We start from the raw sequence: 20,376 nt of genomic DNA, 5'->3' as shown, positions 1-20,376 counted from the left end.
CCCGAGATGAATGCCGTCGCCCGGCCCGTGCTGTATCGCCATTTCCATCGCATCGCCTGGCTCGCCGTCGGCCTGGCGCTGTGCGTGATCATCTTCGGCGCCTTCGTTCGCCTGTCCAACGCGGGCCTGAGCTGCCCGGACTGGCCGACCTGCTATGGCCGCGCCACCTGGCCGCAGAGCACGCATGAAGTCGTGGAACACGCCGCCAGCGCGATCCGTCCGTTCGAGACGCACAAGGCCTGGCGCGAGCAGGTGCACCGCCACATCGCCGCCACCCTGGGCATGCTGGTGCTGATCCTGTCGCTGCTGGCCGCGCGCCGGCGCCGCTTCGGCATCGCCACCATCCTGCTGGCATCGGCGTTCGTCGCTACCGCGATCCCGCTGTACATGCATGGCGAACATGTCGCCGCATCGGTGCTGGCGATCATCGGCGAGGCGATCCTGCTGTTCGCCGCGCTGCGCTGGTCCAACCTGGATCTGGCGCGGGTCAGTGCGCTGACCCTGGCGGTGATCATCTTCCAGGCGCTGCTGGGCATGTGGACGGTGACCTGGCTGCTCAAGCCAATCGTGGTGATGGGGCATCTGCTCGGTGGCCTGACCACGTTCGCGCTGCTGGTATGGATGGCCTGGCGCGCCACCGATCAGCCCATCAAGCTGGCCGATGCGGTGTCGCTGCGCCGCTGGGTGATTGGCGGGCTGGTGCTGCTGGGCATCCAGATCGCGCTGGGCGGCTGGGTGAGCGCCAACTACGCCGCGGTCGCATGCGGCCTGGATTTCCCCAAGTGCGTGGGACGCTGGTGGCCGCCGGCCGACTTCAGCCAAGGCTTCGTCCTGTGGCGCGGCATCGGCGTGGATTACGAAGGCGGCGTGCTGGACGGCGCGTCACGCATCGCCATCCAGATGACCCACCGGATCATGGCGGTCATCGTCGCGCTGTACGTGCTGGGCCTGGGCGTGCGGTTGTTCCGCACGCCGGGCATGCGTGGCTGGGCCACCCTGCTGGTGCTGCTGATCATTGCCCAGTTCACCCTCGGCATCCTCAACGTGAAGTTAAACCTGCCGCTGCATGTCGCGGTCGCGCACAATGCCGGCGCGGTGCTGTTGCTGTTCACCCTGGTCTCGCTGATCGCGCGCCTGCGCAAGCCCGAATGAGCATCGCACTGCGCCAGTACTGGGACCTGACCAAGCCGCGCGTGGTCGCGCTGATCGTGTTCACCGCGATCGTCGGCATGTTCCTGGCCATCGATGGCTTGCCGGACCTGGATCAGCTGCGCCGCGGCGCGCTGGGCTTCCTCGGCATCTGGCTGGCCGCCTCCAGCGCGGCGGCGATCAACCAGCTGCTGGACACCCGCATCGATGCCAAGATGGCGCGCACGTCCTGGCGTCCGCTGGTGGTGGGGCAGGTCAAGCCGTGGCAGGCGCTGGTGTTCGCGCTGTGCCTGGCGGCGCTGTCGATGGCGATCCTGGTGCTATGGGTCAACGTCATCACCGCGATCCTGACCTTCGCCTCGCTGATCGGCTACGCGGTGGTCTACACCGTGTTCCTGAAACGGGCGACGCCGCAGAACATCGTCATCGGCGGCATCGCCGGCGCCGCGCCGCCGCTGCTGGGTTGGGCCACCATGACGGGCATGCGCGGCGAGTGGGACTGGGCGCACGCGCTGCTGCTGGTGCTGATCATCTTCGTGTGGACGCCGCCGCATTTCTGGGCGCTGGCCATCTTCCGCCGCGAGGACTACGCGCGCGCGCTGGTGCCGATGCTGCCGGTCACCCATGGCGTCACCTACACACGCTGGCAGATCTTGTTCTACACGGTGCTGCTGGTGGAGGTGACCGTGTTGCCGGTGGTGTTCGGCATGAGCGGCCTGTTCTACCTGGGCGGCGCGCTGGTGCTGGGGCTGGTGTTCCTGTGGTACGCCTGGCGCCTGCTGGATCCGCCGGACGAGTTCTTCGCGATGCGGATGTTCAACTACTCCATCGTCTACCTGATGGCGCTGTTCGCGTTCCTGCTGGTGGATCACTGGCTGTAGTCGCGGGATGAACCTACCGCAATGAAGAAAGGCCCGCGCGAGCGGGCCTTTCCGTTTTCCGGACGCGTGGCGGGTGCGTCACTCCAGCAGGTGGCGCTGCCAGAACAGCATCGAGGCGGCACTGAAGTAGTCGCTGTTGGATTTCTTCTGGAAGCCGTGGCCTTCGTCCGAGAATTCCAGGTACCAGACCGGCTGGCCATTGCCGCGTACCGCCTTCACGATCTGCTCTGCCTCGGTATAGGGCACGCGAGGGTCATTGCGTCCCTGGGCGACGAACAGCGGCGAGGTGATCCGGTTGGCGTGGTTGAGCGGGGAGATCTTCTCGAAGTGCTCGGCCATCGCCGGATCGCGTTCGTCGCCGTATTCGGCCCGGCGCAGATCGCGGCGGTAGCTTTCCGTGTTCTTCAGGAACGTGCCGAAGTGGGAAATGCCGACCACGTCAATGCCGGCGCGGATGCGGTCGCTGTAGTGCATCAGCGACGCCAGCACCATGTAGCCGCCATAGCTGCCGCCGTAGACGCCCACGCGCCTGGCATCCAGTTCCGGCTGCTGGCCAATCCAGTCCAGCAGCGCGCCGATGTCCTTGACCGAGTCCTCGCGCTTGAAGCCGTTGTCCAGTTGCACGTAGGTCTTGCCGTAGCCGGAGGATCCGCGCACGTTGGGCACCAGCACGGCGATGCCCATCTCGTTGACCAGGTACTGGATGCCGGCATTGAAGGCGGGCAGCGACTGGCCTTCCGGGCCACCATGGATGTCGATCAGCACCGGATGGCGACCATTCTTCGCCGGCTTGGCCGGCTTGTAGTAGAACGCCGGGATGGTACGCGGCTTGCCGTCCACCTGGTCGAAGGTCGGATAGCGCACCAGCGTGGGCGCGACGAAGCCGCCGGCATCCAGTCCGCCGACTTCACTGCGCGTCCAGCGGGCCAGCTTCGCCGCCGCCAGATCGATCACATAGACATCGCTGGGCGAAGTGGCGGTGTTGAGGGTCAGCGCCAGTTTGCCGCCGTCGGGCGAGAAGCCCATGCGTCCGATGATGCCGATGGGCAGTTCCGGCAATGCGACCGGCTGGAACGACGGCCAGGCGAACACATGCAGGCGATCGATGCCGTCCTCGTTGCTCACGTAGGCGACATGGCGACCGTCGTCGGAAACGTCCAGCTGATCCACGTCCCAGGGAATGTCCGCGCTGACCACCTTGAATTCGCCCGTGGCGGGATTGTGGTAGCGCAGGGTGCTGAACTCCTGCGGCTTGCCGTCGAGGTTCTCGTCGGAGACGTAGAACACCCCGCGGCCATCGCCCGCGTAGCGGAATCCGCCGGACGCCGCCTTGCCACCCTCGACCGGGAAAAGGGTGAGCTTGCCGCTGGCCAGATCCACCTTGCCCGGATGCGTTTCATTGACCGATACATATTGGTTGACCAGCAGCGTCCTGCCATCCGGCGAGAAATCCATCGCGCTCCACTGGCCGCCTTCGGTGACCACCGTGCGCGCCTTGCGGGTGGCCAGATCCATCACCCAGACGTCGGTGTCCTTGCCGTTGCGGGCGGTGCTGCTCCAGGCGAGTTGTTTGCCGTCATGCGAGAACAACGGCCCCTGGTTGCGCGCCTTGCCGTCGGTGAGCAGGGTGGTTTCGCGGGTTGCCAGGTCGAACCAGTGCAACTGCCAGAACTCGTTGCCGCCCACGTCCTTGCCGAACACGAAGCCATCCCGATCGGACTTCGCCGGCGCGGTGCCGACGCTGTTGATGGGCTCGCGGTAGAAGGTCAGCTGCTCGCGCATGCCCATCGGCTGGCAGACACGATGGGCCTGGTTCGTCTCGGCGAAGCGGGTGGTGATCAGCACGCAGCCCTCGCGGGTCCAGCCGGCGAAGCCGGCGCCGCGCGTGTTCTGGTAGCGATTGAGGCGCTCGGTCAGTTCGGCGGGAATCGCCGGCACGTATTCGGTGGTGCGATTGCCGACTTGTTCGCGTGCCTGCGCCTGGGAGGGCGTCGCGGTGCTCTGGGCCAGCGCCGGAAGCGCGAGCACGGAGAGCAGCAACGGCAGGCATCTGCCGGAAGGAAGGGTCATGCGAAGGTTCTCCCCGGGATGAAAGAGCCCGAGGTTAACCACGTTCCGTCATTCCCGGCCAGTGTCGGAGGTTGGCCGCGATGCGGGAACGACCGGAGCGCGTCCGGTCGTCCCGTGAATGCTTACGGTGCCTGCAGCTTCTGCTCGACCACCGGCGCGAGTGATTTCAGGCCTGCCTGGTGTCCCAGTTCCAGTGCCTTCTCGTTGCTGGCGCCTTCTTCCTGTTTGGCCATCAGCGCCAGCAATGCACCGACCCGGTTGCCGGATGCGCAGTGCAACAGCACGTTGTCGCCACCTTCCTGCAACAGTTTCTTCAGTGCCGCGGCGTTGGCGGCGGTGAGGTCGTCGGCGCCGGCGATGGGCAGGCGCTCGTAGCGCATGCCGTTCTGTTCGGCGGCCGCGGCTTCGTCGAAACCGCGATCCTCGCCCGGGGCGCGCAGATCGATGACGGTGCGCACGCCCTGCCTGGAGAAATCGGCGAGCTGATCCGCGGTGGGCTGGCCGCCGGTATGCAGGCCGGGGCGCGGTTGGGTGAAATCACCGGCCTGGACCTGCAGGGCGAACAGCAGCACGGCGCCTCCCAGCAGGTGACGGAACGATGCAACGGTGCGGCGGGATCCACGGTTCATGGGAATCTCCTCGTTCAGCGGGCCACGCGCGCCTGCAGCAGGGCGCGCAATTCGTATTTGTCGGCTTCGTCCAGGCCGATGTTGCGCTGTTTCACCTGAAGTTCGTCGATACGCTGCTGCAACAGCTGTTTTTCCATCTGGTGCGCGGCGTCCAGCAGTTCGGCCTGCCAGATGTTCTCGTCGCCGGGCAGTTCCTGCATCGCCAGTTTCTGCAAGTGGGGCAGCTCCTCGCGTTCGGCGAAGTGTTCCAGCAGCACGCCGGTGGTGATGTCCGGCCGCGTGTGCACGATATCCAGCAATTCCACCAGCAGTTCGATGCCGGGCAGGCGCAGGCCGGCGAACGCATGCGGCGGTTGCAGCGCCAGCGCCAGCGACGGCTTGTGCAGCAGGTACACGATCGCGCTGCGCACCAGGCTGGGCTTGTTGTTGGCGGAGCGATGCGCGGGAGCGCGCGAAGCGGGCCGGGCGGGAGGGGGCGCGGACGCGGCGCCGACACCGGTGATCTCGCCCAACCGCTGCCGCATCAGATCGCCGAAAGCGCCGTCCGGAATCTGCGCGAGCAGCGGGCGCGCGCGCTCGGCCAGGCGCGCCTTGCCGTCCAGGGTGGACAGGCGGATGTCCTTGCCCAGTTCCTGGAAGAAGAACTCCGACAGCGGCATCGCCTGCTGCAAGCGTGCGTCGAACGCGGCGGCGCCTTCCTGGCGCACGATGGTGTCCGGATCCTCGCCGTCGGGCAGGAACAGGAAGAACGCCTGGCGGCCATCCTTCATGCGCGGCAGCACCGATTCCAGCGCGCGCCACGCGGCGCGCTGGCCGGCGGCATCGCCGTCGAAACAGAAGTACACGTCCGGCGCGTTGCGGAACAGCAGTTCGGCGTGGTCGGGCGTGGTCGCGGTGCCGAGCGTAGCGACCGCTTGCTTCACCCCGAACTGGAACAGCGAGACCACGTCCATGTAGCCCTCGACCACGATCAGCCGCGCGATCTTCTGGTTGGCCTGGCGCACCTGCCACAGACCGTACAGTTCGCGGCCCTTGTGGAACAGCGCGGTCTCCGGCGAATTGAGGTACTTCGGGCCGTCGTCCTTCTGCAGCACGCGGCCGCCGAAGGCGATCACCCGTCCGCGACGGTCGTAGATCGGGAACATCACCCGATCCCGGAACTTGTCGTAGGTGTGGCCGCGATCGTTCTTGGAGAACAGGCCGGCGCGATCCAGCAGCTTCATCCGCCGCTCGTCGGTGCCGAGCGCGTCCTTCAGTGCGGAGAAACCATCCGGCGCGTAACCGATGGCGAACTGCGCCCGGGTGGCCGCGTCCACGCCGCGTCCGTCCAGGTAGGCGCGTGCCTTGTCGCTGCCTTCCAGCTGGCGCTGGAAGAAGCGCGCGGCCGCTTCCAGCGCGCCGAACAGATCGCGGGTGTCGTTGTCCTGGTTGCGCTGCTGGGTCTCGCGCGGCACTTCCATGCCGTTGCGCCGGGCCAGTTCCTCGACCGCGTCGAGGAACTCCAGGCGGTCGTAATTCATCAGGAACGACAGCGCGGTGCCGTGCGCGCCGCAGCCGAAGCAGTGATAGAACTGTTTGGTCGGCGAAACCGTGAACGAGGGCGAGCGCTCGTCGTGGAACGGGCAGCAGGCCGAGTACTCCTTGCCCTGCCGCTTCAGCGGCACGCGCGTGCTGATCACCTCGACGATATCCGTCCGGGCGAGCAGTTCGTCGATGAAGGCGTCGGGGATGCGGGCCATGGACTGCGTAGTATTCCACGCCCGGCCGGTGACGTCAGGACGCCCGGTGGGCGCCCGCCTGCCGGCGCCGGGCCAGCCGTTCGTCGATCAGCGCGGTCAGCAGGGCGCCCACCAGGAACACCACCGTGGCGTAGTACATCCAGACCAGCAGGATGACCAGCGTGCCCATCGAGCCATAGGCGCTGCCGGGCGCCGCCTGCGCGAGGTACAGACCAATCGCCCAGCGGCCGGCGATGAACAGCACCGAGGTCAGCGCGCCGCCGAGAAAGGCGCGTCTCCACGCCACCCGCCGATCCGGCAGGTAGTGGTAGAGCAACGCGAAGGCGAACACGTACAGCGCCAGCGAGGCCAGGTCGCCCAGCGCGGGCAACAGCGACGGCACCCGCGCGAACAGCACCTGCAGCAGGGTGTTGAGGGTCATCGACACCAACAGCAGGAAACCCAGCCCGAGCACCACGCCGAACGAGAAGATCCGCTTGCGCAACCATGCCCACGGACCTTCCAGGCGCTGGGCGTCGGTGCGGAAGATCAGGTTCAGCGCCTGCTGCAACTGGCCGAACACGGCGGTGGCGCCGATGAACAGCAGCACCGTGCTCCAGCCACCGGCCAGCGAGCCGACGCTGGGACGGTTGCGCGCGTTGCGCAGGACGGTGGTGGCGATGTCGGCGGCATCCCGTCCGGCCAGATCGCCGATCTGCCGCAGCAGCGCCTCCTGCGCGCTGGGATACAGCGCGGTGGTCAGCCACAACAGCAGCACCAGCAGCGGCGCCAGCGACAGCAACGCGTAGAACGCCAGCGACGCCGCCTGCGCCATCACGTCGATTTCGATGAACCGTCGCGCCAGCGCGACCGGCAGGCTGCCGTGGAACCGTTTCAGCCATCGCAGCAACTGATCGCGCAGGCCCCGCATCGGATTCGGCATCGGTCCAGACACGCTGCCAGCATGACAGGCGCCTGTCGTCGCGCCGTGAGCGCGGGGTGCGGCGCGATCAGTCCGCCGGGGTTGCCGCCAGCCGGTGCAGGGCGTCGCCGGTGACGCGCTGTACCGTCCATTCGTCCTGGCCGAGCGCGCCGAGGCCGCGGTAGAAGCGGATGGCCGGTTCGTTCCAGTCCAGCACCGACCATTCGAAGCGGCCATAGCCGCGTTCCACCGCGCGCCGCGCCAGATCGATCATCAGGCGCTTGCCCACGCCGAGCCCGCGGAACGACGGCCGCACGAACAGATCTTCCAGGTACAGGCCCGGAAGCCCGAGGAAGGTGGAGAAGCTGGTGAAGAACAGGGCGAAGCCGGCGGGTTCGCCATCGACCTCGGCGATCACCACTTCGGCGGCCGGACGCGGGCCGAACAGATGCTGGTCCAGTAGCGCCTCGGTGGCGACCGCTTCATGGGCCAGCCGCTCGTATTCGGCCAGTTCGCGGATGAAGGCGAGGATGTGCGGCAGGTCGGCGCGGGTCGCCGCCCGCAGGAGGATCGTCGGGGACATCGTGGAGCGGAGCTTGCTCCGCCGGGTGTGGAGGGAGGCCCAAGCATACCGGCGAAGGCGGAGCGGCCGGCGCCGCGCCGCCATCCCGCCGGCCAGGCGGGCTCAGCCCGCGAACTTCTTCTTTACCAGCGCCGAAACCTGGCCCATGTCGGCCTGGCCGGCCAGGCGCGGCTTGAGCACGCCCATCAGCTTGCCCATGTCGGCCGGGCCGCTGGCACCGGTCTCTGCGATGGCCGTGTCGATGGCGGCCAGGATCTCGGCTTCGCCCAGCTTGGCCGGCAGGTAGCGCTCGATCACCACGATTTCCGCGCGCTCGACCGCGGCCAGGTCCTCGCGGCCGGCGGCCTCGTACTGGTTCACCGAATCCTTGCGCTGCTTGACCATCTTCTCCAGCACGGCCAGTACCGCGGCGTCGTCCAGCTCCACCCGCTCGTCCACTTCACGCTGCTTGATGGCGGCGTTGACCAGGCGGATGACGCCCAGGGTGTCCTTGTCGCCCGCCTTCATGGCGGCCTTCATGTCGTCGGTGAGCTGCTGCTTCAGGGGCATGGGGGTTCTCCGGGGGCCTGCCGGGGGGCAGGAAAGGGATGGGGAATGTACGGGATCCAGAAACGCAAAAAGCCGGCCACGCTCGCGCGTGCCGGCTTCTGGCGAACCGCCGTCGCTCAGTACAGGCGCTGGCGCTTGGTGACGTCGCGCGAGGAGCGACGCAGCTGGCGCTTCACCGCGGCAGCGGCCTTGCGCTTGCGTTCCTGGGTCGGCTTCTCGTAGAACTCGCGCTTGCGGGTTTCAGCCAGCACGCCGGCCTTTTCGCAGGTGCGCTTGAAGCGACGGAGCGCAAACTCAAACGGCTCGTTTTCGCGGACTTTGACGCTGGGCATACGTAATCTCGTTGATGGAAACGACCCGGACATACCGGGTGAGCCGCGCATTATAGCGGCGGCCCTCGGAAAAGTGCAACATAGCGCCCATGAAGGTCCTAGGCATCGAAACCAGCTGCGACGAGACCGGCGTGGCGGTCTACGACACCGGCCGGGCCGGGGCGGACGGCCTGCTGGCCCATGCGGTCTACAGCCAGATCGCCCTGCACGCCGAGTATGGCGGGGTGGTGCCCGAGCTGGCCAGCCGCGATCACGTCCGCAAGCTGCTGCCCCTGATCCGCCAGACCCTGGCCGAGGCCGGCCTGGACACCCGCGATCTGGACGGGGTCGCCTATACCGCCGGCCCCGGCCTGGTCGGCGCCCTGCTGGTGGGCGCCGGCGTGGCGCGGGCGCTGGCCTGGGCACTGGACCTGCCGGCGGTGGCGGTGCACCACATGGAAGGCCACCTGCTGGCCCCGTTGATCGAGCATGACCCGCCGGAACCGCCGTTCGTGGCCCTGCTGGTCTCCGGTGGGCATACCCAACTGGTGGCGGTGGACGCCATCGGCCGCTACCGGCTGCTGGGCGAGACCCTGGACGACGCGGCCGGCGAGGCCTTCGACAAGACCGCCAAGCTGATGGGCTTGCCGTATCCGGGCGGCCCGCAACTGGCCAAACTGGCCGAATCCGGCACGCCCGGACGGTTCCGGTTCGCCCGCCCGATGACCGACCGGCCCGGGCTGGATTTCAGTTTCTCGGGCCTGAAGACCCAGGTGCTGCTGGCCTGGCGCGACAGCGACCAGCAGCCGCAGACCAAGGCCGACATCGCACGTGGTTTCGAGGATGCGGTGGTCGACACGCTGGCGATCAAGTGCGGGCGCGCGCTCGATGAGGCCGGTTGCGGCACATTGATCGTCGCTGGCGGCGTGGGCGCCAACAAGCGCCTGCGCGCGCGCTTGCAGGAGATGACCGCGCGGCGCGCGGGTGGGCGGGTGTGTTTCCCGCGACTGGATCTGTGCACCGACAATGGCGCCATGATCGCCTTCGCCGGCGCGTTGCGATTGGAAGCCGGCCAGCACGAGAGCGCGGAAGTGAAGGTGACGCCGCGCTGGGACATGGCGACACTGTCGCCGGTGGTGGCGCTGGAACCGGCGGAAATCACCCGGTAACAGGCGAGAGCAGGCGGGTAACAGGCACGACGCAGGCGCGGCACAGGGAAGGTTCGGCCACGGGCGGGTACCATGCCGGTTCCGCATTCTCGATTTCCGCTGCACATGGACAAGGTTTTCATCGACGGCCTGCAGGCCGACGCGGTGATCGGCATCTACGACTGGGAGCGGCGCATCCGCCAGACCCTGCGCCTGGATCTCGAACTCGGGTTCGACAACCGCAAGCCCGCCGCCAGCGACGACGTCGCCGACACGCTCGACTACGACGCGATCAGCCGCCGCCTCACCGCCTTCATCCAGGCATCCGAATTCGGTCTGGTCGAAACCCTGGCCGAGCGCTGCGCCGCGCTGGTGATCGACGAATTCGGAGTGGCCTGGCTGCGCCTGCGGCTGACCAAGCCCGGCGCGGTGGCCAATGCCGCGGGCGTGGGCGTGATCATCGAACGCGGTTCGGTGCAGCCGGCATGAACCAGCGGCTGGAACAACTGCGCGCCTGGCTGGAACCCTATCCCTGGGCCTACACCACGCTGACCATCTGCGCGCTGGTGCTGGCCGCCTGGCTGGCCAACTGGGTGACCAAGCGCGTGCTGCTGCGGGGACTGCGGCGGATGATCAACTCGCTGCCTCTGGGCGAACCGCACGAGATCCGCCTGCGGGTGATTCCACGCCTGGCCAACGTCATCCCGGCAATCGTGCTCTCGGCCGGCGTGGTGGCGGTGCCGGATCTGCCGGAACACCTGGTCACGGTGGTGCGCAACGTCTGCACCGCCTTCATCATCCTGACCCTGGCGCTGGCCTTCTCCGGCGCGATGGATCTGGTCAACCAGATCTACCAGCGCCGTCCGGATGCCCACAACAGGCCGATCAAGGGCTACCTGCAACTGCTGAAGATCGTGGTGTTCACCATCGCGGCGGTGCTGATGGTGGCGACCCTGATCGACCGCTCGCCGCTGATCCTGCTGTCGGGGCTGGGCGCGATGATGGCGGTGCTGATCCTGGTGTTCCAGGACACCATCCTGTCGCTGGTGGCCAGTCTGCAGATCAGTTCCAACGACATGGTGCGGGTGGGCGACTGGATCGAGATGCCCCAGCTCAACGCCGACGGCGAAGTGATCGATATCGCCCTGCACACGGTGAAGGTGCAGAACTGGGACAAGACCATCACCACCGTCCCGACCAAGAAGCTGATCAACGATTCGTTCAAGAACTGGCGTGGCATGAGCGACGCGGGTGGACGCCGGATCAAGCGCGCGCTGTACCTGGACCAGCACAGCGTGCGCTTTCTTACCGACGAGGAACTGCGGCGCATGCACGGCTTCACCGTGCTGGACCGTTATCTGAACGACAAGGGCAGGGAGATCTCCGCCTGGAACAGCGATCTGGAACAGCGCGGCATCCATCCGGTGAACGCGCGCCGGGTGACCAACCTCGGCACGTTCCGTGCCTACGTGGAGAACTACCTGCGCCAGCATCCGGGCATCCACCAGGACATGACCCTGCTGGTGCGCCAGCAGCAGCCGGAATCCACCGGCCTGCCGCTGGAAATCTACTGCTTTACCCGCGACATCCGCTGGGGCGTCTACGAGAACATCCAGTCGGACATCTTCGACCACCTGCTGGCGATCCTGCCGGAGTTTGGGCTGCGGGTGTTCCAGGAATCCTCCGACGCGGGCGTCACCGCCGCGCTGATGGCGACCGCCGCATTGAAACAGGCGGACCAGCGGACCTCGCCTCCGGCATGAGCGCGCACCGCTACCTGCTGATCCTGGGCAGCGGCACGGATGGCGAGGCGCAACTGGCCCGTGCGCGCGCCGCGCTGGCCGGCGAGGGCAGGATCCTGGCGCTGTCGCCGATGATCAGCGGTGGCAGCGTGGTGGCGGGCGATCCGCATCGCTACGCCAACCAGGCGCTGCTGTTCGAAACCGCGCTGGAAAGAACCGCATTCAACGCACGCCTGAAGGCGTTGGAGGTCGAACTCGGCCGGCATCCCGGTGATGCGGCTTGCGCCATCGATCTGGATCTGGCCCGCGAGTATGCCCCGGACGGCGAATTGCGCTGGGAAAACCCGGCCAAGCTCGGGCACCCGGTATTCGTGGACCTCGCGGCGCAGGTTGCCCCGGTCAGATGAACAGCGAGCGCCCGCCGTCGATGGCGATCACCTGCCCGGTGATGTAACCGTTGCCGCCCAGCAGCCAGCGCACCGCCGAGACGATGTCGTCCGGCGCGCCCTGGCGCTTGAGCGCGGTGCGCGCATGCACCAGTTCCAGGGTTTCCGCCTTGACCGGATTCTCGGACCACAGCACGTTGCCCGGCGCGACCGCGTTCACCCGCACTTCCGGCCCGAGTTCGCGTGCCAGCGACTTGGTCATCATCACCAGCGCGGCCTTGGCCATGCAGTAGACCGTATGTCCGCCCAGCGGGCGCTCGGCGTAGATGTCGGCGATGCTGACGATGGCGCCGTGGCTGGCCTTCAGGTGGGGTGCGGCGGCCTGCGCAAGGAAGAACGGCGCGCGCGCGTTGGAGGCGAACAATTCGTCCCACTGCTGTGGCGTGGCCTGGCCAATCGGCGTGGCGTAGTAGGCCGAGGCGTTGTTGACCAGGGCGTCGAGCCGGCCGTAGTGGCCGACGGTGCGCGCGATCAGTTCCGGCAGTCGATCGAATTCGGCCAGGTCCGCGTGCAGGGTGAGCACGCTGTGCGGGCGCGCGGCCTCCAACTCGCTGGCCAGCGCCTGCATCGCCTCGCCGGAATGGCGATAGTGCAGGGCCAGATCGTAACCATCGGCGTGCAAGCCGCGGGCGATGGCCGCACCCACCCGTTTGGCGCTGCCGGTGACGAGGGCGACGGGGGACGACTCGGGCATGTGGAACCTCCTGGAAAACGAGCCCCATTGTCGCCGGTCGGCCCCAGGGAGGCATGCCGCTTGACGCCTCGCGGGGTTTCGCGCATGTTGCAATGCAGTAACCCCGCCGGCATGTCGCCGGTGGCGGCGCGGAAAGAGCGGATGGACTGGGCCAAGTACCGTACCACCACCTTTGACGAGCTGATCCAGCCTGACGGCAGCCCGCGTCCCGCCGCGCGCCGTCTGGTCGACTACCTCTCCGGTCTGGGCAGCCGCGAACTCGCCCAGCGCCAGCTTGCCGCCGACGTGGTCGCCCGTGCCCACGGCATCACCTTCACCGTCTATTCCGATGGCCGCAACGTCGACCGCACGCTCCCGTTCGACTTGATTCCGCGGGTCATCGATCGCCGCGAATGGCAGCGCACCGAAGCCGGCCTGAAGCAGCGCATGCAGGCGCTGAACCTGTTCATCGGCGACATCTACGGCGAGCAGCGCATCGTCCGCGACAAAGTATTCCCGGCGATGCTGCTGAAGGATTCGGTCAACTTCCGGGCGCACTGCGTTGGCATTTCGCCCCCACTGGGGGTATGGGCGCATATCTGCGGTTCCGATCTGGTCCGTGACGGCGACGGCACCCTGTATGCGCTGGAAGACAACCTGCGCATTCCCAGCGGCGTGTCCTACATGCTGGAAAACCGCATGGTTGCCAAGCGCGTGTTTCCGGAACTGTTCGAAACCAGCGCCATCCTGCCGGTCGATGAATATCCTTCGCAGCTGTACGACACCTTGGCGGCTTTGTCGCCGCGGCCGGGGGACACGCCCAGCATCGTCCTGCTCACGCCGGGCGTGTTCAACAGCGCCTATTTCGAGCACGCCTATCTGGCGCAGGCGATGGGCATCGAACTGGTGGAAGGCAGCGACCTGTTCGTTGCCGATGATGACTGCACCTACATGCGGACGGTGTACGGGCCGCAGCGCGTGGACGTCATCTATCGGCGGGTGGACGATCTGTTCATCGATCCGGAAGTATTCCATCCGGATTCCGTGCTGGGTGTTCCCGGCCTGATCCGCAGCTGGCGCGCCGGCAAGGTGGCGCTGGCGAACGCCCCCGGCGCCGGCGTCGCCGATGACAAGGTGGTGTTCGCCTACGTGCCGAAGATGATCAAGTACTACCTGGACCAGGAACCAATCCTGCCCAATGTACCCAGCTACCTGTGCCACAACCCCAAGGAACGCAGGTACGTGCTGGATCACCTGGAAAATCTGGTGGTAAAACCGGCCAATGAATCCGGCGGCTACGGCATGCTGATCGGTCCACGCTCCACCAAGCGCCAGCGCGACAGGTTTCGCCAGCTGATCGAAGCCAATCCGCGGAACTACATGGCGCAACCGACGCTGTCGTTGTCCACCGCCCCCATCGTCTCCAAGCAGGGACCCTCACCCCGGCACCTGGATCTGCGTCCTTTCGTGCTGTCGCGGCAGGACATCCATGTCACCACCGGTGGATTGACCCGGGTGGCGATGACCAAGGGGTCATTGGTGGTCAACTCCTCGCAGGGAGGCGGCGCCAAGGACACCTGGGTTGTCGATGTCGACGAGGAGGAGGCCTGATGCTGTCGCGCGTGGCCGACAACCTGTACTGGTTCAGTCGCTATGTGCGGCGCGCGGAGAACACCGCGCGGCTCGTGGGCGTCGGCAGCCAACTGCAGCTGGATCTGCCGCGTTCGGTGCATTTTACCTGGCGGCCGATGATCGATACGGTAGGCGCCGGCGAGTTTTTCGCCCAGCAATTTCCCCAGTCCGGTGACGACGTGGGCGACGCGGACGTGGTGCGCTTCCTGTTGCTGGAATCCCGCAACCCCTCGTCGTTGCGCAGTTCGGTGGATGCCGCGCGCGAACTCCTGCGCAGCGTCCGCGACAGCCTTCCGCAGGAGGTCTGGGAAGCCATCAACGATCTGCACCAGCAGATCGAGACCACCGGCGAGCGTGGCCTGAGCCGCCGTTACCGCGTCGATTTCCTGAACCGCATCGTCGATGGCTGCCTCAAGGTGTCCGGTCTGCTCAGTGCCAACGTCAGCCGTGACATCGGCTTCCAGTTCCTGCGTCTGGGCACCGCGCTGGAACAGGCAGACATGACCACCCGCATCATCGACGCAGGCGCCTCGGGCCTGGTCAGGCCACGCAATGACGAGGATCGCGAGACTTTCCGCAACATGCAGTGGATGAGCGTGCTGCGTTCATTGGCGGCCTACCAGATGTTCCGTCGCCATGTGCGCCAACGGGTCAGCGCCGAGCTGGCGCTGCGTTTCCTGCTGCAGAACGGCGAGTTTCCGCGCAGTGTGCAGTTCTGTCTGTCACGCGTGCAGAACGTGTTGCCGACCATGCCGCCGCGGCCGGGAGTGGATCGCCATCTCAACCGGGTGATCGGGCTGACCCGCAACGCCGATCCGGTATCGCTGGCGCAACGCAATCCGGCGGCGTTCATGGATGAGATCCAGGTCAACCTGGGACGACTGCACGACGCCATCGCCGAAGGCTACTTTCACGGTTGAGCCGACATTGTCGGCGCCAGCTTCCACGGATGCGGAGCGTTTACTGCTGGCCCTGCATGTCGCCCGGATCCTGTCGCGACGGCAAGCGCCGTGGCGGCATTGCCGGCACTGTGGAAGCCGGTTCCTCGACCTCGCGCGGGGGTTCCCACGGAAAACGCGGCAGGCCGTGCACCGCCGCCTCCAGCTTGCGCGACCAGGTCTCGTGGATTTCCGAATACAAGGGCGTGTCGCTTTCCAGCCGGAGCGTCTGGGTCAGCCTGAGATCACCCGCGCGCAGCAATGTCAGATCGATCGGCATGCCGACCGAAAGGTTGGAGCGGATGGTCGAATCCAGCGATACAAGCGCGCAGCGGGCGGCGTCCTCCAGCGTGGTCTGCGGGCGCAGGATCCGGTCCAGGATGGGCTTGCCGTACTTGGACTCCCCGATCTGCAGGTAGGGGGTTTCCGGCGATGCGGCAATGCAATTGCCGAGCGGGTAGATCATGTACAGCCCCGGCCGCTCGCCGGCGATCTGGCCGCCCAGGATCAGCGTGGCCTGCACGCTTACGCCGCTTTGCTGCGCTTCGTCACTGACCTTGGCCTGGCTGGCCACGAGTACGTCGCCGACGTATTCGGCCACTTCATACAGGTGGGCGAAGCTACGCAGGCTGCGGGAGGCCGCGGCATCTCCGGCGTCGCGCTGCAAACGCGAGATGGTCAATTGGGTGGTGGCAAGGTTGCCTGCCGACAGGATGACGAACACCCTCTCTCCGGGGTATTCGAAGCTATGCATCTTGCGGTACACGCGCACATCATCGAACGAGGCGCTGGTGCGGGTATCCGACGCGAAGACCAGGCCTTCGTCCACCTCGATGCCGACGCAATAGGTCATGGCGGTTCCGTTGTTGCCGTGCATCATGATTCTAGGCGCGGCCTCGCCGCTTGGCTAGGCTGAACCGCGGGCACGTACAATACGTCCCGGATCCGCAGACATCGAGTGGCCCCATGCCGGCCCAGTTACCCCTTCCCGATGCCGACGCGCTCGCCCACAGCGAGTGGCTGGCGGCCCTGCTGCGCGAGGAAATCCGCGCCAGCGGCGGCTTCCTGCCGTTCTCGCGTTTCATGGAGCGCTGTCTCTATGCGCCCGGCCTGGGCTACTACAGCGCCGGCAGCGCCAAATTCGGCGATGCCGGCGACTTCGTCACCGCGCCCGAGCTCGGTCCACTGTTCGCCGCCTGCGTCGCCAGCGCGGTCGCGCCGGTGCTGCAGGAACTCGGACCGGACGCCGAGTTTCTCGAATTGGGCGGGGGCAGCGGCGCCTTCGCCGAAGTGATGCTCAAGCGACTGCTGGAGCTGGATGCGCTGCCGGCGCGCTACGCCATCCTCGAACCCAGCGCCGACCTGCGAGAACGCCAGCGCGAGCGCCTGTCACAGCGGCTGATTCCACCGGTGTTCGCGCTGGTCGAATGGCTGGACGGACCGCCGGGCGAAGCCTGGAATGGCGTGCTGTTCGCCAACGAGGTGATCGACGCGCTGCCCACGCCGCGCTTCACCCTGCGCGATGGCGAGGTGTTCGAGGAACACGTGGCACTGGATGACGAAGGACACTTCGTCCGCACCGATCGTCCGGCCGACGCGTTGCTGGCGGCGGCGGTCCGCCACGTCGAACGTTATCTCGAACAGCCTTTCCCCGACGGCTACCGCTCCGAACTGCTGCCGCAACTGCCGTACTGGATCCAGGCGGTCATGGGTGGACTGCGCGCCGGCGCGATGCTGTTCGTCGACTACGGTTATCCGCGCCGCGAGTACTACCTGCCGGATCGCGACGAGGGCACGCTGCGCGCGTTCTACCGCCAGCACGTGCATGCCGATCCCTACCTGTGGCCGGGCCTGCAGGATCTGACCGCGTCGGTGGATTTCACCGCGCTGGCCGAGGCCGGCACCCAGGCTGGCTTCGAACTGGCCGGTTACAGCGATCAGGCCAGCTTCCTGCTGGGCAACGGCTTGCCTGAGCGCCTGCAGGACATCGAGGAAAGGGCCGACGAGACCGCCAAACTGCGTTTTCGCAACGAGGCGAAGAAATTGACCCTGCCCAGCGAGATGGGCGAGCGGTTCCAGGTGATGGGATTCGCGCGCGACGTCGAGTTCGGTCCGGCCTTCCTTGCCAACGATCTGACCTGGCGCCTGTGAGATGACCCTGCTGAAACCGTTCCGCCATCCCCGGCTGTGGCTGTGCCTGTGGCTGCTGGCCATCGCGACCGTGGTCGCGCTGTCGCTGGGACCGCCGCCGCCGTTCCCGGACATGCCCTCGGGCACCGACAAGCTGGAGCATGGCCTGGCCTACTTCCTGCTGGCGGCCGGGGCGGTGCAGTTGTTCCGTAGCCGCGGCGGCTGGATGACCGTCGGGCTTGCGCTGGTGATCGTGGGCATCGGCGTGGAATTCGCCCAGGGCGCCTACACCACCGACCGCATGCGCGATCCCTTCGACGCCATCGCCAACACCGTCGGCGTGCTGCTGGGCCTGTCCACGGCGCTGACGCCGTTGCGGGACCTGCTTCTGCGGCTTGAGGGCAAGGTCCGCAGGCCGGTGTAGGCAGGCTTGCGGCACAGACAAATAACGCCCCCCGTCCGCGCGTGGACGAGGGGCGGAGCGAGGAGTGCAGGATCCCCGCGCCAGGTCACGGCGATGCGCGGTGCGTCAGCGCGGTACCAGCCGCACCTCGTCCAGCACCCACATCTCCGGGCGCGTATCGCCGGTGAACACCAGGCACAAGTCCTGTCTGCCGGAGAGTCCTGTCGGCAGGTTCGCATCGAGGGTGACGAATCCGTCGGCGTCGGGGCTGGCGGGCAGCGGCACCGTGGCGAACGGTTCGGCCTTGCAGTTGCCGGCGCGGACCAGCAACTCGCCGTGCGCCGAGCGGGCCGGCTCGAACTTGCGGTTGACCTCGTCGTGCGCCAGCTGGAAGTAGTACGGAATGCGCCCGGCGCGCACCTGCAACTTCGCAATGCCCGCCAGATCCGCCTGTGGCCACTGCCAGCATGGATTGAAGATGGTGACGTTGAACATCGCGCGCGCGCTCTCGCGCGGGCCGTCGTCCTCCAGCCGCAGCAGCAGGCGGCCACCTTCCGGACAGCTCGCCAGCGCGTCGCTGGTCCGGCGCAGCAGCCATTCGCGATCCACGAGCTGCCCGGTGACATCCGCCAGCGGCTTGCCGTCGAAGAAGGCGGCGGCGCGCACCTGCGCCGGCGGCGTCACCGTGAAGGGTTGCGCGTAGCGCAGCGAGGTGGCGGCGGGCACGCTGCCATCGAGGGTGTAGCGGATCTCGTAGCCCAGCGGGTTGGCCAGCGTGACCTGCGCCTTTCCGGACTCGCGCAGGTCCTGCGCGGTGACAACCACTTCGAACGGTGTTTTCGCGTAGGCGATGCCGAGTGACCGATAGCGCTGCAACTGCGCAGGCAGGCGCTTGAGGAAGTCGCCGTAGTCCTTGCGCGCCATCGGCGTCCAGCCCACTTCGGCCAATGCGGCCAGGCGCGGATACAGATGATGCTGCAGGCGCGCATAGTGGCGTGTGTGTTCGGTCCACACGTTGGCCTGCAGGCCGAGGATGTGATGGCGAAGCGAAGGCGCGAGCGCTTCCGGCACCGGTTCGAAACCGTAGACCTTCTCCAGCGGTACCTGGGTCGGCCGGCCCGGCGGCTCGTTCGGCGAGGTGGTCTGGTGATAGTCAAGATACAGGTGCGACTTGGGTGTCATCACCACGTCGTGGCCCTGCGTGGCCGCTTCCAGTCCGCCTTCGGTACCGCGCCATGACATCACAGTGGCCTCGGGCGGCAGGCCGCCTTCAAGGATTTCGTCCCAGCCGATCAGGCGGCGATCGTGCGCTTCCAGGAACTTCTCCAGCCGCTTGATGATGTGGCTCTGCATCTCGAACTCGTTCTTCAGGCCGAGTTCGCGGATGCGCGCCTGCGCGCGCGCGGAGTTTTCCCACTGGATCTTGACCGCCTCGTCCGCGCCGACATGCACGTAGCGTCCGGGGAACAGCGCGATCACCTCGGTCAACACATCCTCCAGGAATGTGATCGTGCTTTCCTCGGTATTGAACAGGTAGCTGTGCACGCCCCACTGGTTGGATACCGGTGGTGTACTGCCCAGCACGCCGAGTTCCGGATACGCGGCGATGGCCGCCTGCGCGTGGCCCGGCACATCGATTTCCGGCAGCACGGTGATGTGGCGATCGGCCGCGTACTTCACGATCTCGCGGATCTGGTCCTGGGTGTAGAAACCGCAATAGGGCTTCGGTTGGCCATCGGCGCCGACGCCGGCCTCGCCCGCGGCGACCCGGCAGCCACCCACTTCGGTCAGCTTCGGATACTTCTTTATCTCGATGCGCCAGCCCTGGTCGTCGGTCAGGTGCCAATGGAAGGTATTGAGCTTGTGCAGCGCCATCGCATCGAGAATCTGCTTGATCTCGTCGAGCGACTGGAAATGCCGCGCGGAGTCGAGCATGAAGCCGCGCCAGGGGAAGCGGGGGGCGTCCTGGATGCTAGCTGCCGGTATCCGCGCCGGCAGCGCGGAAGACTGCGTCGCCAGTTGCCAGAGGGTGACCGCGCCATAGAACAACCCACGTTCGTCGGCGGCGGTGACGCGGACCCGCTCAGGCGTCACTTCCAGGCGATAACCTTCCCGCGAGGAAGTCGACGCCGTCGGGTCGAGTGCGAAGACAACGCCGCCTTCTCCCGGACCGGAAAGCACAAGACGCGTGCCGCGCGTTGTCGCTAGAAATTCCGCGAACTGGCCGGCGACCCTGCGCGCGACTTCACCCTCGGCATGCAAGGTGGTGCCGGCATCCAGCATGAAAGCGCCTTCGTTCGGCTGCAGGCTGGCGGGAGCGGGGATCAGCGCGAACGCCGGAGACGTTGCGGCATCTCCAGCCAGGGCTGGCGCCGCGACCAACGCGGTCAGCAGGCCCAGGTGCAGGGCGAAACGGCGCGGAAAGTGATGGTTTGGGGATGTCATGGTTTTC

At 66.9% G+C, this 20,376-nt stretch carries 20 protein-coding genes; 10 read left to right on the top strand and 10 right to left on the bottom strand.

Features of this window, described 5'->3' with window-relative positions:
- Window positions 1-6 precede the first annotated feature (6 nt).
- Window positions 7-1,152: a COX15/CtaA family protein gene (locus IB228_RS08670; protein WP_192198128.1), complete on the top strand. Its 1,146-nt coding sequence runs from the start codon at window positions 7-9 to the stop codon at window positions 1,150-1,152.
- Entirely contained in the window at window positions 1,149-2,030 is an 882-nt protein-coding gene (gene cyoE, locus IB228_RS08665) for a heme o synthase (protein WP_183640409.1), read from the top strand. The genes IB228_RS08670 and cyoE overlap by 4 nt, the downstream gene beginning before the upstream one ends.
- Window positions 2,031-2,108: 78 nt before the next feature.
- Here cyoE and IB228_RS08660 read toward each other — a convergent pair whose 3' ends face one another.
- The 7 genes from IB228_RS08660 to rpsU all read right to left on the bottom strand — a co-directional run bounded on the left by IB228_RS08660 (window position 2,109) and on the right by rpsU (window position 8,833).
- Window positions 2,109-4,100, bottom strand: a complete 1,992-nt coding sequence (locus tag IB228_RS08660) for a prolyl oligopeptidase family serine peptidase (RefSeq protein WP_192198127.1) — start codon at window positions 4,098-4,100, stop codon at window positions 2,109-2,111.
- A gap of 122 nt (window positions 4,101-4,222) precedes the next feature.
- Entirely contained in the window at window positions 4,223-4,729 is a 507-nt protein-coding gene (locus IB228_RS08655) for a sulfur transferase domain-containing protein (RefSeq protein WP_192198126.1), read from the bottom strand.
- A gap of 14 nt (window positions 4,730-4,743) precedes the next feature.
- A complete protein-coding gene (gene dnaG, locus IB228_RS08650; protein ID WP_192198125.1) occupies window positions 4,744-6,468 on the bottom strand; it encodes a DNA primase in 1,725 nt (574 codons plus the stop codon).
- Window positions 6,469-6,502: 34 nt separating this feature from the next.
- A complete protein-coding gene (locus IB228_RS08645) occupies window positions 6,503-7,378 on the bottom strand; it encodes a YihY/virulence factor BrkB family protein (protein WP_183640420.1) in 876 nt (291 codons plus the stop codon).
- Between the two features lie 79 nt (window positions 7,379-7,457).
- Entirely contained in the window at window positions 7,458-8,036 is a 579-nt protein-coding gene (locus IB228_RS08640) for a GNAT family N-acetyltransferase (protein ID WP_192198124.1), read from the bottom strand.
- 18 nt (window positions 8,037-8,054) lie between these two features.
- Window positions 8,055-8,501 carry a GatB/YqeY domain-containing protein gene (locus IB228_RS08635; protein WP_192198123.1) on the bottom strand — a complete coding sequence of 149 codons (447 nt, stop codon included), beginning with the start codon at window positions 8,499-8,501 and terminating at the stop codon, window positions 8,055-8,057.
- Between the two features lie 116 nt (window positions 8,502-8,617).
- Window positions 8,618-8,833 (bottom strand): 30S ribosomal protein S21, encoded by a 216-nt coding sequence (gene rpsU, locus IB228_RS08630; protein WP_002808376.1) that lies wholly within the window; start codon window positions 8,831-8,833, stop codon window positions 8,618-8,620.
- A gap of 89 nt (window positions 8,834-8,922) precedes the next feature.
- Here rpsU and tsaD point away from each other — a divergent pair, with 89 nt between their 5' ends.
- From tsaD to IB228_RS08610, 4 genes are all read left to right on the top strand, one after another.
- A complete protein-coding gene (gene tsaD / locus IB228_RS08625; protein ID WP_192198122.1) occupies window positions 8,923-9,981 on the top strand; it encodes a tRNA (adenosine(37)-N6)-threonylcarbamoyltransferase complex transferase subunit TsaD in 1,059 nt (352 codons plus the stop codon).
- Between the two features lie 105 nt (window positions 9,982-10,086).
- A complete protein-coding gene (folB, locus tag IB228_RS08620) occupies window positions 10,087-10,449 on the top strand; it encodes a dihydroneopterin aldolase (protein ID WP_183640429.1) in 363 nt (120 codons plus the stop codon).
- Window positions 10,446-11,723 carry a mechanosensitive ion channel domain-containing protein gene (locus IB228_RS08615; protein WP_183640432.1) on the top strand — a complete coding sequence of 426 codons (1,278 nt, stop codon included), beginning with the start codon at window positions 10,446-10,448 and terminating at the stop codon, window positions 11,721-11,723. The genes folB and IB228_RS08615 overlap by 4 nt, the downstream gene beginning before the upstream one ends.
- Window positions 11,720-12,109: a 2-amino-4-hydroxy-6-hydroxymethyldihydropteridine diphosphokinase gene (locus IB228_RS08610; protein ID WP_183640435.1), complete on the top strand. Its 390-nt coding sequence runs from the start codon at window positions 11,720-11,722 to the stop codon at window positions 12,107-12,109. The genes IB228_RS08615 and IB228_RS08610 overlap by 4 nt, the downstream gene beginning before the upstream one ends.
- On the opposite strand, the gene IB228_RS08605 is transcribed toward IB228_RS08610, so the two are convergent.
- Window positions 12,102-12,842: a pteridine reductase gene (locus IB228_RS08605; protein WP_183640438.1), complete on the bottom strand. Its 741-nt coding sequence runs from the start codon at window positions 12,840-12,842 to the stop codon at window positions 12,102-12,104. The two genes, IB228_RS08610 and IB228_RS08605, sit on opposite strands and share 8 nt — an antisense overlap.
- A 141-nt stretch (window positions 12,843-12,983) precedes the next feature.
- On the opposite strand from IB228_RS08605, the gene IB228_RS08600 reads away from it, so the two are divergent.
- Together IB228_RS08600 and IB228_RS08595 are read left to right on the top strand one after the other, a co-directional pair.
- Window positions 12,984-14,432 carry a circularly permuted type 2 ATP-grasp protein gene (locus tag IB228_RS08600; RefSeq protein ID WP_183641374.1) on the top strand — a complete coding sequence of 483 codons (1,449 nt, stop codon included), beginning with the start codon at window positions 12,984-12,986 and terminating at the stop codon, window positions 14,430-14,432.
- Complete coding sequence (locus IB228_RS08595; RefSeq protein ID WP_183640441.1) at window positions 14,432-15,373, top strand: alpha-E domain-containing protein; 942 nt, start codon at window positions 14,432-14,434, stop codon at window positions 15,371-15,373. Before IB228_RS08600 ends, IB228_RS08595 begins: the two co-directional genes overlap by 1 nt.
- 40 nt (window positions 15,374-15,413) lie before the next feature.
- On the opposite strand, the gene IB228_RS08590 is transcribed toward IB228_RS08595, so the two are convergent.
- On the bottom strand, window positions 15,414-16,244 hold the full coding sequence (locus IB228_RS08590) for a 20S proteasome subunit A/B (protein ID WP_183640443.1): 831 nt from the start codon (window positions 16,242-16,244) through the stop codon (window positions 15,414-15,416).
- A gap of 113 nt (window positions 16,245-16,357) precedes the next feature.
- On the opposite strand from IB228_RS08590, the gene IB228_RS08585 reads away from it, so the two are divergent.
- Complete coding sequence (locus tag IB228_RS08585) at window positions 16,358-17,542, top strand: class I SAM-dependent methyltransferase (RefSeq protein WP_192198121.1); 1,185 nt, start codon at window positions 16,358-16,360, stop codon at window positions 17,540-17,542.
- Window position 17,543: 1 nt separating this feature from the next.
- A complete protein-coding gene (locus tag IB228_RS08580; RefSeq protein ID WP_192198120.1) occupies window positions 17,544-17,945 on the top strand; it encodes a VanZ family protein in 402 nt (133 codons plus the stop codon).
- A gap of 105 nt (window positions 17,946-18,050) precedes the next feature.
- On the opposite strand, the gene IB228_RS08575 is transcribed toward IB228_RS08580, so the two are convergent.
- On the bottom strand, window positions 18,051-20,369 hold the full coding sequence (locus IB228_RS08575) for a family 20 glycosylhydrolase (protein WP_192198119.1): 2,319 nt from the start codon (window positions 20,367-20,369) through the stop codon (window positions 18,051-18,053).
- Between the last annotated feature and the right edge of the window lie 7 nt (window positions 20,370-20,376).

It is taken from the genome of Pseudoxanthomonas sp. PXM04 (assembly GCF_014851695.1).
Taxonomy (GTDB): domain Bacteria; phylum Pseudomonadota; class Gammaproteobacteria; order Xanthomonadales; family Xanthomonadaceae; genus Pseudoxanthomonas_A; species Pseudoxanthomonas_A beigongshangi.
This window is presented reverse-complemented; position numbering and strand designations above follow the sequence as displayed.